Genomic DNA, 17,391 nt, shown 5'->3' with positions numbered 1-17,391 from the left:
TTCTGTATATTGAATACATTGATTTTTGTGTTGTTATAGGTACCATGCGTATCGAAACGTAGAGGCGCCGTATCGAAACGTAACCTCGCCGTATCGAAACATAGCATGCGCAACGAAACGTAAACCGCGCGTATCGAAACTTAGCAGGCGCAACGAAACGTAACCCCCGCGTATCGAAACGTAGAGGCCCCGTATCGAAACGTAAACCCGTCGTAACGAAACGTAGCACGCGCAACGAAACGTAAACAGCGGGTATCGAAACGTAGAGCCGCCGTATCGAAACGTAACCTCGCCGTATCGAAATATAGCAGGCGCAACGAAACGTAAACCGCGCGTATCGAAACGTAGAGCCGCCGTATCGAAACGTAACTCGCTCGTATCGAAAAGTAGCAGGCGCAACGAAACGTAAACAGCGGGTATCGAAACGTAGAGGCGTCGTATCGAAACGTAACCTCGGCATATCGAAACGTAACCTCGCCGTATCGAAACGTAGCAAGCGCACCGAAACGTAAACGGCGTGTATCGAAACGTAGAGGCGTCGTATCGAAACGTAACTCCCTCGTATCGAAACGTAACCACGTCGTATCGAAACGTAGCAGGTCCAACGAAACGTAAACCGCGCGTATCGAAACGTAGCAGGTCCAACGAAACGTAAACCGCGCGTATCGAAACGTAACTCCCTCGTATCGAAACGTAACTCCCTCGTATCGAAACGTAGCAGGCACAACGAAACGTAAACAGCGTGTATCGAAATGTAGAGGCGCCGTATCGAAACGTAACCTCGCCGTATCGAAAAGTAGCACGCGCAACGAAACGTAAACCGCGCGTATCGAAACGTAGAGGCGCCGTATCGAAACGCAAACTCGTCGTATCGAAAAGTAGCACACGCAACGAAACGTAAACCGCTCGTATCGAAACGTAACTCCCTCGTATCGAAACGTAACCTCGCCGTATCGAAACGTAGAGGCGGCCTACAGAAAACGTCACCCAAGTAGCGAGCTAAAGTATTATTTCCGCACAAAAGCCCACGCAGGATTAATCCCCGTGGGCTATCGTCATTTTATTTGTTTTACTAGATAAGACTCATACCGGAATCTAAAGGATTACTTCAGATCTTCAATCGATTCGATGTCCATATATTTCGGTACAACAAGTCCGATTTTCACACCGTCCATATTAGCACCGAGATCTTCGAATTTACCATCGAATTTATCAGCATACGTTTTATGTGTAATTGGCAACCATGCTGCTAAGGAAGCATCAGCACTTCCATCTGCAACAGCTGTCCAAAGTGGTCCTGCTTCTACTTGTGTTAATGTTACATCGTAACCGACACTTTCAAGTACAAGTTTCACAACGTTGTGGCTAGCGATTTCACTATCCCATGCCACGTATGCAAGTTTGATTTTATCACCATCTACTTCATTTACGCCTTCTGTCCATTCTGCAACTTTATCAGCATTTGCATCCACCCAGTTTTGAGCGGCTACGTCTTCTTTTTCGCCTTCTTGAATCGCTACCATTACCTCACCCATGTCTTCCTCAGTCCAATGGAAGTTCGATAGGACTTGGTGTGCTTCCGGCAAGTCTTCTGCAAGGCCTGTTCTAGCAATCGTCTTAATTTGCTCTTCCCCACCGTATACACCTTTTGGGTCTTCCAGGTATTTCAGATCGAATTTCGCAAATTTCCAGTGTGGCGTCCAACCTGTTACGATGATTGGCTTTTCTTTGTCATATGCTTTCTTCAATGAAGCTGTCATTGCAGCGCCAGAGCCTGTTGTAACGTCCCATTCGTCTAGGTCATACTCTTTAATCGCTTTTTCAGTTGCTTCCATAATTCCGGCGCCCGGGTCAATTCCAGTGATTTTATAGTCAACCGATTTTCCAACGGAAGTCGTATCATCTACGTCTGCTGAAGAGTTGTCATCAGCATTTCCACAAGCTGCCAAACCTACTGCTAGTAATGCTGCTGTTCCTAGTCCAAACATTTTCTTTTTCAAATTCATGATAAAGTTCCCCCTTGTTTTTTCTTTCCTGCGTGTTGTGTAATTCGGTCAAGAATAATAGCGACGATAACAATTGATAGGCCAGTTTCAAAACCGACACCTGTCTTCAATTGCGTAACCGCTTTGTAGACTTCTTCACCGAGTCCTGGTGCACCGACCATTGAGGCAATGACTACCATTGACAGTGATAACATGATGCTTTGGTTAACACCTGCCATGATTGTCGGCTTTGCCAATGGAATCTGGACTTTTCTCAATCGTTGCCATGAAGTGGATCCGAACGCTTCTGTCGCTTCAATTAAATCTTTCGGGACTTGTTCAATACCAAGCATCGTTAGGCGAATTGTTGGTGGCATCGAGAAGATAACGGAAGCCACAACCCCTGGTACAACGCCGATATTGAAAAAGAAAATCGCTGGTAAAAGATAAACGAACGCAGGCATTGTTTGCATCAAATCCAACAGTGGGTTGATGACCTTTTTCACACCTGCTTTCTGTGAACCCCATATCCCAAGCGGAATTCCGATGACCAAAGCTATAAAGACAGACGTAATGACGAGCGATAGCATTTGTAACATCGAGAACCAATACCCGAGATAGTCAATAAACAGCAATCCGACCAATGTAAAAATTGCAATTCTACGCGTGGAGATGAACCAAGCGAGCAATGCGAATAACAATGCTAATACAATGGATGGCACTAACGCCATCAAGTCAACTGTTCCTTCTACAAATCCTTTTAAGAAGCTTGCAATACCATCGAATACTGATCCGAAATGTTCAACAAGCCAATCCACGCCTGTATCAATCCAATCAGCGAATGGCAATCGAGGTAACAAATTATTCATTGCCCTTCACCCCAATTTCTGCCGTTTCCACGGATTCTTCATGTGATTCACTATTGATAAACTGTCCGTCGCCTGCCAATGCGCCGATCAGTGCTCCACGAATGATAATACCTTCTAAATGATTCTGTTCATTTACGACCGCTACTGGAATCGTCGCAGTAGATACCGTGTCAAATAAATCCGTCAGAACTGTTTCGCGGGAACTCGTAGGGACATCTTTAATTAGAACATCTTCCAATGTCTTCCCTGTTTCAGATGCGCGGACAGCATCTTGTGCCGTGACAGCTCCAATCAGACGATTTCCTTTGTCTACTATATAGATAGAAGAGATGCTTAGTCTTTCCATGAGACGTAAAGCGACTCTCGGTCCTCGATCCACTTGCACGGAATCCGCCTTTTTCATAATATGGCCCGCTGTCAATACTTTGGAAAGATCTACATCTTCCACAAATCGTTCTACATATTGATTAGATGGATTCATCAGAATCTCTTCAGGTGTTCCGATTTGAACGATATCTCCATCCTTCATCAATGCAATTCGATCGCCTATTCGCAATGCTTCATCCAGATCATGCGTTATGAAGATAATTGTTTTCTTCATATCATGATGCAATTGAAGAAGCTCATCTTGCATATCTTTTCGAATTAAAGGATCCAATGCACTGAATGCCTCGTCCATTAGCAAAACATCAGGATCATTAGCGAGAGCACGTGCTAATCCGACCCGTTGCTGCATGCCACCACTTAATTGACTCGGATACTGGTCCTCATACCCAGCCAATCCAACAAGTTTAAGTGATTCCTTCGCCTGTTCTTGCCGCTCTGTTTTTGCCATCCCTTGAATTTCAAGCCCATATTCAGTATTTTCCTGGATAGTCTTATGCGGGAAAAGAGCAAAATTTTGGAAAACCATTCCAATTTTCTTTCTTCTAACCTCTCGCAGTTGCTCTTTATTCATGCTGACAATATTTTTACCATCGATCAGAATTTCCCCGATTGTTGGATCTATTAATCGATTGAGCATGCGTACTAATGTGGATTTACCGCTACCCGATAAGCCCATAATGACAAAAATCTCGCCATCATAGACATCAAATGTCGCATTGTTCACGCCTACGGTAGCGCCTGTCAGTTTAAGGATTTCACTTTTCGTTTTGCCTTCGTTTAACAATTGCGTTGCACGCTTGCTATGTTTACCAAAGATTTTGGTCGTATTGCTTACTTCAATTTTCTTTATCTGGTCTTCCATTCCTACACTCCCTAAATAATGAGAATTAATATCTACTAGTATATGCACTAAGATTATCATTTACAACCGTTTTATCCAAATTAATTGTTTGTACAGTAAAAACTGTACAAAGTGATACTTATCATTGCAATTTAAAATTAGTTATAATACCCTTAAGCTAGAAAACGGATTTTCTTTTAAGATGGTTAGTGAAGGAGATATATTATGGACGGCAAAGAAACTCTTGAAAAAGCACGTGAGCGGATTATTGAAACCATCGCACAAAACATACATCTATACGGCCTCACACCTTCTGCCGGTAGACAGTACGGTACGATGTTCTTTCATGACGAACCACTTACCTTGGATGATATGACTGAAGAACTCGGAATGAGCAAAACAAGTATGAGCACTTCTGTAAGGGCGTTATCAGATTTAAAATTAGTAGAACGTGCTTGGAAACGTGGAGTCCGTAAAGATCTTTACCAAGTCAAAGAAGATTGGTATCAAAGTTTTATTGACTTATTTTCTACTAAGTGGAGAAGATCTATTTCATTACACTCCGTTGCTGTCAAGAAATCCTTGAATGAAATGAAAGTTTTATACGAGAACGAAGATATCAGTGATGATTTAAAAGATATTCTTGTAAAAGATATTGCAAAACTTGAATACATGCGTGACTATTTCGAATGGCTCGACCGCTTAGTAGACGCATTCGAAGAACATGAAATTTTCAATCTCGTCCCACCAAAAAATTACTCAGAAAATAAATGATACACCTTGAAGTATGAAATAAAAGTGAGTCGAAGGCCGGGACAATACTAACAAAAAGAGCGCAAAGAATCATTTCCTCTACGCTTTTTGACTGTTTTGTTCGGCCTTTTCTATTTTCTTTAAGGATTATTCTACATTTATGTAAGTACCATACAGGAGGCTATCCCTTGCCGAAAAAAATGCCGTTACTAATTACATTCTTACTCATTGGAACACTTTCACTAGTCCTTGCACTCACTCTTCCAATAGCTAAAACGCCCCAATGGATCCTGCTCGGCTTCGCACTCGTTCTGAACATAACGAGCGCGATCAGCTTGATGATTCTCGGCGTCAAACGCACTAGAGGAACAGCGTAAAAATCACTCCAAATACTTTTGTAACCCAAAAAGGATGCCATCAGTGAAGATTGCATCCTTTTCTTATTGTCTTCGGTCATGTGCTCTCGCACTTAATTGTAAAGTCCGATAATTTTTCTGAATCTGATTCATGATGTCCTTGGTTAAGGAGTTCGCCAACTTCAGCTTTTTCGAAGAATGAACAGTTACCTGGGCTACGTTTTTGGAATAAGTGGAGGAAAGATAAAAATTACACACTTCAAGCAGCGGAATTTGAAGAAATACTTTTTGGATAATAGCAAGGAAGGCAGGAGATGACGGGGTGTATTCTCCCCGTCATCCTTTTTCATGTGGTGGTCCGACTTCTGGCCTTCCCTGTATATCGGACATACCTTCATTTCCAAATGCAAATAGTGAAAGCATACCAAAACAGAATAATAGCGTCATCATTTTCTTCTTCAAAGTTCATCACCTCCTTTCAATTCCATCACGATATGCCGATACGCGTGGATACCATATTCTTGATACATATATGCACTTTTATATTTCTTCTGATTTGCATAATATAAAGCCAAATGATGAGATGATTCCTTTAAATCCACCCATTGCTTATTCTCAAGGAAAACTTCCGTGCAGTGAATCATTAAGCGTTCGAATTGTTCGTACTCTCGCATAGAATAGTAAAGCAACGCATCGATTTTATGAAGATGGGCTTGTTCCAGATCAGAACTTGCCATCTTTCTCAATCGGCCGAGACAGCTTTGTATCGCTTGAAAATCTTCAAGTTCAAAAAGGATTTCAATTTTCAACTTTTTCGTAGCAAATAGATTACCTACTTCTAATGCCTTCTTCACTTCCAGGCTCCGATTGACCTTTTCCAATGCTTGCATAAAATCCTTCTCAATAAAATAGAAAATCGCTAAATTATGATACAAATTCGCTAATGTACCCGTCATCTCATCCGCTATAATACTGAAGCCTTTTTCAATATACTTCTTCGCTTCATCTACTTTATATTGTTCAAGGTATAAGGCAGCGACAAGATTGTAGCAATCTCCGCATTGTTTCCAGCAGTGCAAGTCCATGTACTGCCCCAACGCTTTCTTCGTATAGTTTAGTGCAGTCCCATAATCATGTTCTTGATAAAGAGCCAACGCAATATTGTAATTGATCTTTGCTGATAATAGTTCATCTTTCGTCAAGTGAAGGGCTTCTTTAAAATGTAAAATACTGTCCGCATAGTTTCTTGTATAATAATGATGCAAACCAGTCACATATTGGTATTTTTCAAGCATTTGTAAATTGGCTTCTGCAATGTATTTTTGGGGTATGCAAGCGATTTCTGCCACGTAGTGTTTTTGTGCTTCATTGATCCTGCCAAATTTCAGATGCTCTAAATACTTTAGCAAGTTGAACATGACCTCTTGTTTTAATGAAACAATATAGATGAATTTTGTATGGTTTTTTTTCAAAAACGAATCAATATTTCCTTCACTACTAGCAATTAGCATTTCATATTCCATCAAATATTTTTGAATTTCAACATTTTCTTCACGAATCCGATGAAGATATTCAGAAGGAACTTCTAATCGTTCTGCAAGCAGGAGAAGAACTTCATTTGAAGGTTCAAAACGGCCATTTTCAATATTGCTGTAATGGGAAGTAGAGACAATACCAATACTGACAGTTTTTTGCGATAGATTTTTCTCTTCACGCAGCTTTTTAAGTCTGCACCCGATATGCATGAAGTCTTCTCTCCTTCCTTCATAGAACTCTATACTACTAATTGTAAAGTTTTTCCTTGATATCAGCAACCATCTTTCGGTTTATTCCAACTATTCATTCTTAAGTACTTCTTTTGCATTTCTACAAATGATTTCTGGTACATGCTTTTTCTCTTGCATTAATTCTAGGGAGTATGAAGATTATTGATATTTTCGTTAAGAATGAGGATTAAATGATGCTAGTAGCTATTACTATTGTAATTCGGCAATAGTTTACTACTCTCGCGACGCGTCATTTTCAACTTCATCATACAAAAGTAGGACTTTTTCAAAACTAGATTGTTAACAGAGTATTGGTATAATAGACTTATGTTGGACAACATACAATTTCGAAGGTGGCTCGGCCGGTTGCCTTCCCTAGGAGAGAGACGGATGAAGAAGTATTCGGCAATGTTCATCGCATTCATTCTTGTCAGCAGTGTCCAGTTTAATGTTCAGGCGGCTTCATTCAACAAAGACGTCAACAACAACTTTGATAAGAAATTCGAAAGTACCGTCAATCAGATTCTGATCATGCAACCTGGCGTTTCAGCTGATGAACTTGAAGCTGAAGTTGAAGAACTTTCAGTGACGATGGGTATGAGCAAAGAAGAGATTTACAACCAGATGTACAATGAAATGGAAGAACAAAACAGATTGGCGGAAGTGGAAGCTATTCAACTGGCAGAAGAGCTCGCAGCTTCTGATGATATGGATGCTTTAGGCGGAGGAAGTGGTGCTCTACTCATCGTTGGGCCTAGTGCGCAAGGCGATTTCTATTACACACCTTCTTCGACGGCTTATGTAAACCACGGACATGTTGGACTTTATTACACTGGTAATACAATTGTAGAGTCCATCTATCCTTCAGGCGTGCGCAGTATTTCTGCTAACGTAAGAAAAGTGGATAAAGGAGCAGTCGTACGTTCTATCAGCGCTTCTAGCACAGTGAAAAAGAATGCTGCTACTTGGGCATATGGCGAAAGAGGACAAAATTATTCCTTAAACTTCGCAAACAACCGTAACACAGGCCACAATGGAGCAAAGAACTGTTCTAAACTAATCTGGTCCGCTTTTAAATTAAAAGGGAATATGGATCTTGATGTGAATAAAGGACTCGGCGTCTATCCAAGAGATGTTCGTGACGCAAGTCAGACAGCTCATAAGCGGACAGTTAAGTAATTCAAGTGGAGCAAGCATGAGCTATGCTTGCTCCCATACATAGATCAGGGAGGGTGAAAAGAGTGGACAGAAAATGGATTTTCATCATCACCACATTAGTAATATTCATGGCAATCGGAGCGACAACAATTTATGTATCAGGGAAAAAAGCAGATTCGATTTCCACTGATGAATTACCAGCAATCATGTCAGATTCCATCGCCTCCCTCTACTTTTCCACGACTGCAGACCAGGATATGAACCGGGACGGTATGAGTTTCGTCGTCTTCATTGATGCAAAAGGAGATACGCGACTTTGGGAAATGAATGGGTTGGAACTCGGTACAATTCACGAAGCGGAGAATACGTTTTTCATGGAAGACCGGAACCATGTTTATATTGTTGAATCAGATGATATAAAGGAATTCAAAGCGGATACCGAAGAACATACCGGTGAAATTACAGGCTACAAAGATGGCAAGTTCTATAGTGTCTACAATTCCGGCTTCACGGATGAAGGCACATATGCATCAAATCTGAGAATCGGAGACAGCTCAGGCTTTGAAACGGCAAAAATTCCTCATTATATGTATATGTCGGGAATCGGAGAAGACGAAATTTCGTTCGTCGCTGGAGATGAAGAAACGATGTCCCTCTACAGCACGCCACTTCAGAAGGATATCGAGGTGAAAGAAATTGTTGCGCTAGGCGAAATCGGTGACAGGCTGGGACTATCTCCAATTCTTCATGAAAACGGTTATTATTATATGCTGATCAGTGATACACAGAAATTGACGAGCGACTTGTATCGTATTAACAAAGAAACGAAAAAGATTGATACTTTTCCATTTCTCACATATAAAGATGTTGATGATTACCGCGTTAGAGTCCCTTACAATTTGAGAAATGCAGCAACAATCGACAAAGGCATATTCCATTACGTGGACGGTGCGGGGGATGTACATGGGTTTGATTTCACGAAAGAACAAACCTTACCTATGTTGAGTCTTGAAGGTGCAAGTACAGGAAGCATGAAAATGAATGAACAGACGTACTTCAAAGATGGAAACCTCTACTTCTTCCGTTACAACAAACCAACAAAAGCTTTTGCAATTGATACGTATGATTTACAATCGGGCAAACGTATCGCTGAATTGCCTGTCAATGGTTTAGATGAAATGTTTGAGCATATTAGCAGCAAGAAGAAAAACGTGTCATCTTACGACTTTCTTGTTAAATGAGACCCATATAAAAAGAAGTCAGCCGATGAATGCACCGGCTGACTTCTTTACGTTGTATTTTATTCTTACTGTTATTACAGCTTGTCTTCTTCTGGAATATCGTGAGGTTCTCTCACAAGATAATACTTTCCTTTTGTCATTACCGCAATTAACACAGTCAACACCGCTGCAAGCAGCGCCGCCAAAAATGCCGCGGTTGACTCTAGGAAGATCCCCATATAACCGAGTGCCGCCACCGTCCCAAGAATACTTGCGACAATCAACGACACCGTGCCAACAGGATTCCACTTATACAAATAGCTTTGTCTCGCGACATAATAATTCGGTCCAATCTTCAGCAGCTTTTTCACGACTAGTGCATCTGTTACAAGAACAGCAGCCCATGACAAGAGGAAGACACCTTGGAAGGTCATCAATGTATCGACATGTTCTGTAATATTGAGCAACATAAGAACGATTGCCGTTATGCCTGACACAACGACCCAAAAGCGGCGACCAGGTGTAAATCGGAACATGTTTTCAAAGAAATTGGATAGTGACAACGAACTGCTGTAAATATTCGTCACGTTTATACGCAATTGGGTAAGCATCGTGAATAATGCGCCTCCAATACCTAGTAGCAAGACAATATACACACCAGGATCCGATTCAAGGAATCTCACACCAAACCAGATACCGAGCCCTCCCATAACACCGAAACAGAAAATCTGCGGAATAAAACCAATCATAACCGAACCGATTTTAATGTCTGCCGGTTTCAAAAAACGAGCATAATCGGATGCGAGTAACGCTGTCAATCCCATAATACCGTGGTGCATACCCATGCACATTAAGAGCGCTTCACCGCCGATTGTCACACCTTCGGGCATATAGGTGAAAACAGAGCCTGTGTAAATCGGAATTTTGTAGAACGACACAACAACCGCAGTTAATAAAAAGACGATAAATAGAGGTAGTGACCATTTTTGTAATTTATCTAACTGTTCGATTCCGAACCAGTTAAGAGGAATGACGATTGTACCGAACAGGACAATTAAGATCCATTTAGGAAGAGTAGGAAAGAAGTGGTGAACTGCGGAAACTAAAATAAGTCCCTCAAAAGCGCAATACATAATGAAATTAGATGCATAAATTAACGACGTCAACGATGATCCGATATAGCCGAATCCTCCACCGCGTGAAAGCAGATTGACATTCATGCCTGATTTCGCCGATAAATAGGCGATTACTGTACCGAGCAATCCAGCAACAACGATTGCATAAGCGGAGGAGATCATTGCATTAATAGCACCGAATTTCAGGGCCATAACACTCCCCATTTGGAAATAGAAAATTGCAGTCGCAATACCGAACGTAATGTTCGTTATACTCAACCAGCCTTTATTCCGTTCGTTGCTTGGCACCCTGTCCAGCGAGTAATCGTCCGAGGATACCGCCTCGACGGCTTGAGTTGTTCCTTCATTTGATTGGATAGACGCCAACCCCTTTCTATTCAGGCATTTCTTTTGTACGCTAAAACCCTTCAAGAATACCCCATTTTTTACTACGCAATCATAACAATATTGATAAGTTCATTCAACCAAACAGAAAACTGTATGTTGAAAAGTAAAAGTATGTGGAATTTTGATTCGCTACTAGGAATTCCCCGGGAAATAACGACAAAATAATCTTTTATAGTAGATTTTGTTGAATAACGCACACGCTCAAAATGTTGTATCCTACAATGCTTCCCCACTTATTATTACTTTCCCTTTCTCGCTAACCGGGAAACCATATTTTCAAAAGATTCATGGCTCCTACACTCTGGTTATTCCTATCCAGAAAACAGTTCATATAATCGAACTGCCCTCAACTTTTTTCGAAATCAAAAAACGCCAACCAGTTACGTAAACCGTTGGCGTTTCACAACCTCTATTCGTCTTTCAAATTCCGACCGGGACAATATACATCCCTGCCTGCTCATCATGCTTCACAATGACATCGACACCGTAAATATCCTTAATCGATTCCGCTGTAATGATATGAGCTGGCGCACCTTTAGCCGAAATTTTACCGTCTTTCATTGCAATGATCGTATCGCTATAGCGGATTGCCTGATTGATATCATGCAATACCATAACGATGGAGATAGCATGCTCTTTATTCAACGAACGGATCAGTTCTAGCAATTCATATTGGTAGTAAATATCGAGATATGTTGTCGGTTCATCAAGAAACAGATACGGTGTTTGCTGTGTCAACGCCATAGCAATCCAAACCCGTTGCATTTGACCGCCAGATAGCTGATCAATCGGACTCTTGCGCTTGTCGAGCAAATTCGTGCTGGCAAGCGCCCACTCGACTGCTTCCTCATCTTCTTTCGTCGATGAAGAAAATAAATGCTTATACGGAATCCGTCCATAGGCTGTCAGTTTTTCAACAGTCATATCAGATGGTGCATTGTTTTGTTGATGAACAACAGCGAGCCTTTTCGCAAGTTCTTTCGGTTTGAAATCAGCTAGCGCAAGACCGTCCAAAACGACTTCTCCGTTCTGTGGATGGTAGTGATTAGACAGCACGCCAAGCAACGTCGATTTTCCGCAGCCGTTCGGCCCGATAATCGTCGTCACTTTCCCTGTTTCAATCGAACTGTCGATACCGTGCAAAATCGTCGACTTCTTATCATATGAAAACGTCACATCTTTAATATCCATAAATGCGATCACTCTTTCTCAACATGAATATGAGGAATGGACCTCCGATGACCGCAACGATAATCGAAGCCGGTATCTCGTTCGGCGCTATTAACACCCGTCCAAGCGTATCTGCAAGAAGAATGAGCAATGCCCCGGCGAGTGCCGAAAAAGGAATGAGCAATTTATGATCATTGCCGACAAGCGTTCTGCCGATGTGTGGAACGAGCAATCCAACAAATGCAAACATCCCTGCAATTGCTGTTGCGATTGACGCCAGCAGTACTGCAATTAAGGCAATGACAAAACGCGCCAGATTGATGTTGACCCCTAGGCTTTTCGCCGTTTTGTCTTCAAGTGCTAAATAGTTGCACCACTTGAACACGAAGAACGATAGAACTAGACCGATGCTGCTGTACAACACGATCGTATTCACATCACTCCACTTCTTCATCGTCAAATTCGATGTCGTCACTTGACTCATGGACTGCGTTAACCCGCCGCCACTGAATCCAATTGCCTGACTGAGACCTGTGAACAATGCGTTGATCGCTATCCCAATGAGAATCATCCGGAGCGGATCAAGCCCCGATTTCCACGACATTGAATAGACGAGCAAAAACGCAATTGCTCCACCAAGAAACGCAAACAACGGCACAAAAAAGAACAATGTCGGGAAGAATGCGATTAGCACAATCGACATAAAACTTGCCCCTGCGGACACCCCGATAATGCCGGGATCGGCAAGGGGGTTACGCATGACAGCTTGCAGAAGTACACCTGCGACTGACAATGCAGCGCCTGCGAAGATGGCGATCAAAATTCGCGGAATCCGCAGATCCTTAATGATGGCCACATTATCGTCTGCCCCTGTAAACAATCCGCGGAGCAGCTCAAACGGCGTTACTTGAATGCTGCCGGTTAGTGCTGATTGCACAAACACAATAATGAGCAACGCGATTACAATGATAAAACTGAAAAACCTCTTATTCATCCAAGACATTTTCCGACCCGCCTTCATTCTGCCGGATACAGCATCTTTTGCAACTCATCAAGCGCTTCTGACGCCGCCAAGTTGCCCGTTGTTCCAAACAACTGCTCCTCTAAATCATACACCCGGCCATTTTTTACAGCATCGAAATGTTTCCAAATATCATTCCCACGGAACTCCTCATCAAACATTGCAATAACCTGTTCAGGCATTCCGTGAGCGGCCCGCAAGATGACATCAGGTTCCGCCTGCTGCAAATATTCTGTATTGGAGGATAAAAACTCGACATCCTCACCCGTAATAACATTCACACCACCACTGCGTTTCACTAAGTCACCGATATAAGAATGCTCCGTCGCAACAAGGTAGCTGCCAGGAATCCCCATTAGAATCAATACTTTCGGTTGCTCCTTGCCTTCAATTGCTTGTGCAATCGAAGCTGCCTTTTCCTCGAACTGCGCGATTAGCGCCTCCGCCTGCTCCACTCGGTCATACTTCTTCCCGATGCGCAGAATTTCTTCGTGCATCGCGTCAACGCTTTCGAGATTTGCATACGTCATATCGATTCCGCGATCATCAAACATCTCTTGCAAGTCATATTTCAATGTGGTCACTGAATAGATTTCTGTAGGCTTCAATGCCAATAAAGTCTCCATATCAGGACTCATTGGATTACCGACTTCTTTCGCATCTGCGTATCTATCAGGTAATTCTTTATAACTTGAAGGAACACCGACAAGGTCAATAGCAAGCGCATCCATGATTTCAGTCAGTGCAACGGTCGTAGCGACAATCCGATCGCCGTCAGGATCTATCTCTCCGATTCCCGATGCAGAACTGTCACCCGAGGAACAGGCGGTAAGCATTAGCATGCCGACAATACCAACCAGACCAATGGCTTTTTTCATTTCAGACAACTCCTTATTACGCACGTCACTAGTTACTTGCGAGCGCGCTTCTTAGTTATGAAAAATGCAGAAGCAGCACCTGCAAGCAGCACAATCGCAATAATGATGAACAGACCCGTATTTGAACGTTCATCTTTTTCACTTTGAGTATCTTGTGCAGTTGCTTCTTCGATTACCGGCTCTTCATCATCTTCAACTTCTGGATTTTCTACAACATCCAACTCATCTGATTCGGTTGCATCCTCTTCAAGCGAACTGTTCCCTTCTGCCTCGGAGTCATCCGTCTCTGTATTTTCAGATTCAACTTCCTCGTCTTTCCCTTGTTCAGAAGCAGCTTTCTCATCTTTCTCAACAGCTAGCCCTTTATCTTCCGTCTTTGAAACCTCTTCCTTTTTATCGGACGGTTTAGAAGTTGGCTTCGATTCAGGTTTCGTTTCAGGTTTAGCCTGTGGTTTCGTTTCCGGCTTCGCTTCAGGTTTCGCTACCGGTTTCGTTTGTGGCTTCTCCACTTTTACTGGAGGCGTCGTCACCGGTTTCTCAACAGGCGGAGCTGGAATGGATGTTGTATTGAATTTAAAACGGATATCATATTCATTATCATAATTAAACCCTGGTATTCCCGTTACAATGACATGAATTTTTGCATAGACGAGTTGATTTAGATCAGCAACATCGAATTTAACAACACGTTTGTCTGCGGAAGTATTTTCGCTAACGACTTGCACATCTTTCAGTCCGCTGCCACTATTCACTTTGAAATATTGCCACCATGAACTATTGTTCAACGTCACTGTCACAGTCGCTTTGTCATTTTGAATATGCACTTTCGCCGGGCTCACCATATATTCTGCTGTCGTTGATTGTTCATTGCCTTTATCTTTAAGCACCGTGAACGGAATTGTATAATCCCCATCCGCAAATGTTGTTGCAGCGGAAGCATTCATCGGCATTGTAGCTGTAATGGAAAACGCAAGCAAGAATGCGATCATCATCGAAAAAAGTTTTTTCGTATTCATCGTAAACTCCTTTAGTCATATACACACAACGCCGGCTGTCACTAGAGTTAGCGACGCCGGCAATGGAGTGTATAATTATTTAATTGCTTCAAGCATGTTGTAAACCATCTTCACCGCGTGCGCACGAGTCGCGCCCATTTTCGGTTCGAACATCTTCTTGCCTTTGACATCATTGCCGTCGATGATTCCAAGCCCTGCAGCCATTGCTACAGAAGACTTTGCATAGTCATTGATATGAGCTTCATCAGCAAAAACGATATCCGATTTTACGTTCTCTAGAACAGATGCATCTTTATATTCGATTGCGCGGATGATCATCGTCGCCATTTGTTGACGAGTGATTTCTGCGTTCGGATTGAACTTGCCATTGTCACCGTTGATAATACCTGCACGGTTTGCAGCTTCAACTTCTTGTACAAGATTCGTCATTTCTTTCGTTACATCAGAGAAAGTACCCTCTGCATCTTGCTTTGGAAGATCCAACGCGCGTGCGATCACTAATGCGAATTGGCCTCTAGTCATTTTATCGTTCGGTACGAATGTATCTGCAGTTTTTCCTTTAACGATTCCTTTAGAAGCAAGTGCTTCGATATATGGCTTCGCCCAAGTCTTGTCAATATCTTTGAATGTGACTGGAACTTCAATTTCTTCTTCAGGTTCTTCAGTTGGTTCTTCTTCAGTGCCTTCAAGCTTCATGCTGTCTTGGTCAAGAACAAGACGCGCTTTGTAGTGACCTGTGTGGTTCATTGCCGCAACAAATACTGTGAAACTCATGTCAACAGTTGTTGCAAAATCAGCTACTTCAAATGAAACGATGCGACTGTTTGTTGCTTCATCAACGCTGACCACAGTCGCGTCAACAAATTCGCCGTCTTCCTTCACTTGAACTTCCGTGATCTGTTCATTATTCGTCAACTTTACTGAAACAATTTTCTTGCCATCCTTGACAGATACCATTGCTGGTGTTTCCATATATCTTAACATTTGTGACTCTTTCTCTTCTGTTTCATGCAATACTTTGTAACCGATCGTGTACTCGCCATCTTTCACAGAAACTTCAGGCGTTTCTGGTTTCTCTGTTTCAGGCTTTTCAGTTTCTGGTTTTTCAACTTCCGGCTTTTCAGTCGGAACATTGCTGCTGTCGATGACGAAACGAAGGTCATATGTTTTGTCATAGACGCCAAGTCCTGGTACGCCAGTGACGATGATATGCGCTTGCACGTTCACAGGTTTCTTGTAATCTTTCAATTCGAACTTGACAACTCTTTCATCATTCTCATCGCTGACTACTGTTGTATCAACGAATTCCTTGCCGTCTTGCACTTTCAACGACTGCCAATACTTGCTTTGAAGAAGCGTGACATAAGCGAACGCCTTGCCTTCTTCCACTTTCACTGTCAGCGGGCTTTTCACAAAATCGCCAGCTGTTGAAACTTTATCTTCATCTTGTTTCATCACTTTAAATGGAAGCTCATAAGAATGCTCTTTTTGCGCACCCGCTTCAGCTGCTGATGAAGGCATTGCTGGAACTGCTGTAAAGACTAATAGAATTGCCGTTAAAAATACGATAAGATTTTTCTTCATTCGTCTATTCTCCTTTTAATTTCGATTCTTTTTCTTTGATCGCGTCAATCTGACAACTGCGACAATGAGTGCAGCCGCGACCACTGCAATCACTATGTATAATAGGGTAGTGCCTGTAAAACCTGTAGAGGATGACTCGATCCACCCTGCTTCATCAGAAGTGGCAGAATCCAAGTCGACATTAATACGGACTGTATATGCATGATCATATACCGGTTCCATTTCTTCGATGGAGACGTGCATTTTCATTGGAAATGCTTCCATTGCTCCGTTTTCCAATTCAAACTGGACGGTACGTGTATCTGCTTCTTCATCTTCACCGACGACGTCAACATCTTTGAACTGATCACCAGTAGGAGCCTGTAACTCTTTCACCCATTCACTATGGTTCACAGTCATCTGCATATAGCGTTTGTCGCCTTTGACTTTCAGCAAAGCCGGCTTTGCAAAATAGTCATTCGCAATCGATACCGAATCGCGATCTCCTTGCAACAGTTCATAATCGACTGTATACACACCGTCAGCTAAGTTTTCGGCAAAAGCTGTAGACGAATAATGCAAACCCGTTAAGCCTATGATGAAAGCTGTACACCATATAACCGGCAACCACTTTTTTATCATTCCCACAGACCTCCTTGAATGCAGAATCAATTTCAATAACCTAACAAGTGAGAACGATTATCAATTAATCCTCCTCTATAATACCCGATAGAATCCTATTTTAAAAGCAATAAGCGAAGTAGTCACAAATTGTTCATAAAGATGTGGCTTTACGATGCAAAACATGACATTTGATGCATTCTAAAAACAGAAAAACACAGAAGAACGCGGCGCATAACCCATTCTTCTGCTTTTTCTAATCGT

General features: G+C 42.3%; 16 protein-coding genes. 4 read left to right on the top strand and 12 right to left on the bottom strand.

Annotation, left to right across the window (positions count from 1 at the left end):
* Window positions 1-1,103 precede the first annotated feature (1,103 nt).
* Genes QWT69_RS03525 through QWT69_RS03515 form a run of 3 tightly spaced genes read right to left on the bottom strand, consistent with a single transcriptional unit; the run spans window position 1,104 to window position 4,103 of the window.
* Complete coding sequence (locus QWT69_RS03525) at window positions 1,104-2,000, bottom strand: glycine betaine ABC transporter substrate-binding protein (protein ID WP_317970881.1); 897 nt, start codon at window positions 1,998-2,000, stop codon at window positions 1,104-1,106.
* Window positions 2,001-2,002: 2 nt separating this feature from the next.
* The gene (locus QWT69_RS03520) at window positions 2,003-2,854 is read right to left on the bottom strand and encodes an ABC transporter permease (protein ID WP_317969024.1); all 852 of its coding nucleotides are present in this window, start codon (window positions 2,852-2,854) and stop codon (window positions 2,003-2,005) included.
* On the bottom strand, window positions 2,847-4,103 hold the full coding sequence (locus QWT69_RS03515) for a quaternary amine ABC transporter ATP-binding protein (protein ID WP_317969022.1): 1,257 nt from the start codon (window positions 4,101-4,103) through the stop codon (window positions 2,847-2,849). Before QWT69_RS03515 ends, QWT69_RS03520 begins: the two co-directional genes overlap by 8 nt.
* 204 nt (window positions 4,104-4,307) lie before the next feature.
* Between QWT69_RS03515 and QWT69_RS03510 the strand changes: the two genes are divergently transcribed.
* Together QWT69_RS03510 and QWT69_RS03505 are read left to right on the top strand one after the other, a co-directional pair.
* Entirely contained in the window at window positions 4,308-4,856 is a 549-nt protein-coding gene (locus QWT69_RS03510; protein WP_317969021.1) for a GbsR/MarR family transcriptional regulator, read from the top strand.
* 167 nt (window positions 4,857-5,023) lie between these two features.
* The gene (locus tag QWT69_RS03505) at window positions 5,024-5,212 is read left to right on the top strand and encodes a hypothetical protein (RefSeq protein WP_317969019.1); all 189 of its coding nucleotides are present in this window, start codon (window positions 5,024-5,026) and stop codon (window positions 5,210-5,212) included.
* Between the two features lie 315 nt (window positions 5,213-5,527).
* Here QWT69_RS03505 and QWT69_RS03500 read toward each other — a convergent pair whose 3' ends face one another.
* Window positions 5,528-5,653, bottom strand: a complete 126-nt coding sequence (locus tag QWT69_RS03500) for a hypothetical protein (protein WP_317969017.1) — start codon at window positions 5,651-5,653, stop codon at window positions 5,528-5,530.
* Window positions 5,650-6,936, bottom strand: a complete 1,287-nt coding sequence (locus QWT69_RS03495; RefSeq protein WP_317969015.1) for a helix-turn-helix domain-containing protein — start codon at window positions 6,934-6,936, stop codon at window positions 5,650-5,652. Before QWT69_RS03495 ends, QWT69_RS03500 begins: the two co-directional genes overlap by 4 nt.
* 411 nt (window positions 6,937-7,347) lie before the next feature.
* Here QWT69_RS03495 and QWT69_RS03490 point away from each other — a divergent pair, with 411 nt between their 5' ends.
* On the top strand, window positions 7,348-8,136 hold the full coding sequence (locus tag QWT69_RS03490) for a hypothetical protein (protein WP_317969013.1): 789 nt from the start codon (window positions 7,348-7,350) through the stop codon (window positions 8,134-8,136).
* A gap of 62 nt (window positions 8,137-8,198) precedes the next feature.
* On the top strand, window positions 8,199-9,356 hold the full coding sequence (locus QWT69_RS03485) for a hypothetical protein (RefSeq protein ID WP_317969011.1): 1,158 nt from the start codon (window positions 8,199-8,201) through the stop codon (window positions 9,354-9,356).
* 74 nt (window positions 9,357-9,430) lie between these two features.
* Here QWT69_RS03485 and QWT69_RS03480 read toward each other — a convergent pair whose 3' ends face one another.
* From QWT69_RS03480 to QWT69_RS03450, 7 genes are all read right to left on the bottom strand, one after another.
* Window positions 9,431-10,837: a purine-cytosine permease family protein gene (locus QWT69_RS03480; protein WP_431312313.1), complete on the bottom strand. Its 1,407-nt coding sequence runs from the start codon at window positions 10,835-10,837 to the stop codon at window positions 9,431-9,433.
* Window positions 10,838-11,278: 441 nt separating this feature from the next.
* Window positions 11,279-12,049: an ABC transporter ATP-binding protein gene (locus QWT69_RS03475; protein WP_317969009.1), complete on the bottom strand. Its 771-nt coding sequence runs from the start codon at window positions 12,047-12,049 to the stop codon at window positions 11,279-11,281.
* Window positions 12,039-13,022, bottom strand: a complete 984-nt coding sequence (locus QWT69_RS03470) for a FecCD family ABC transporter permease (protein WP_317970877.1) — start codon at window positions 13,020-13,022, stop codon at window positions 12,039-12,041. Before QWT69_RS03470 ends, QWT69_RS03475 begins: the two co-directional genes overlap by 11 nt.
* A 23-nt stretch (window positions 13,023-13,045) precedes the next feature.
* On the bottom strand, window positions 13,046-13,927 hold the full coding sequence (gene isdE, locus QWT69_RS03465) for a heme ABC transporter substrate-binding protein IsdE (protein WP_317969007.1): 882 nt from the start codon (window positions 13,925-13,927) through the stop codon (window positions 13,046-13,048).
* Between the two features lie 32 nt (window positions 13,928-13,959).
* A complete protein-coding gene (locus QWT69_RS03460; RefSeq protein ID WP_317969005.1) occupies window positions 13,960-14,943 on the bottom strand; it encodes an NEAT domain-containing protein in 984 nt (327 codons plus the stop codon).
* 75 nt (window positions 14,944-15,018) lie between these two features.
* Entirely contained in the window at window positions 15,019-16,527 is a 1,509-nt protein-coding gene (locus QWT69_RS03455; RefSeq protein ID WP_317969003.1) for an NEAT domain-containing protein, read from the bottom strand.
* A 15-nt stretch (window positions 16,528-16,542) separates the two neighbouring features.
* Complete coding sequence (locus QWT69_RS03450; protein ID WP_317969001.1) at window positions 16,543-17,148, bottom strand: NEAT domain-containing protein; 606 nt, start codon at window positions 17,146-17,148, stop codon at window positions 16,543-16,545.
* Between the last annotated feature and the right edge of the window lie 243 nt (window positions 17,149-17,391).

This window comes from Sporosarcina oncorhynchi (assembly GCF_033304615.1).
Classification (GTDB): domain Bacteria; phylum Bacillota; class Bacilli; order Bacillales_A; family Planococcaceae; genus Sporosarcina; species Sporosarcina oncorhynchi.
The sequence above is the reverse complement of the archived record's forward strand: the minus strand, read 5'-3'. Positions and strand labels throughout refer to the sequence as shown.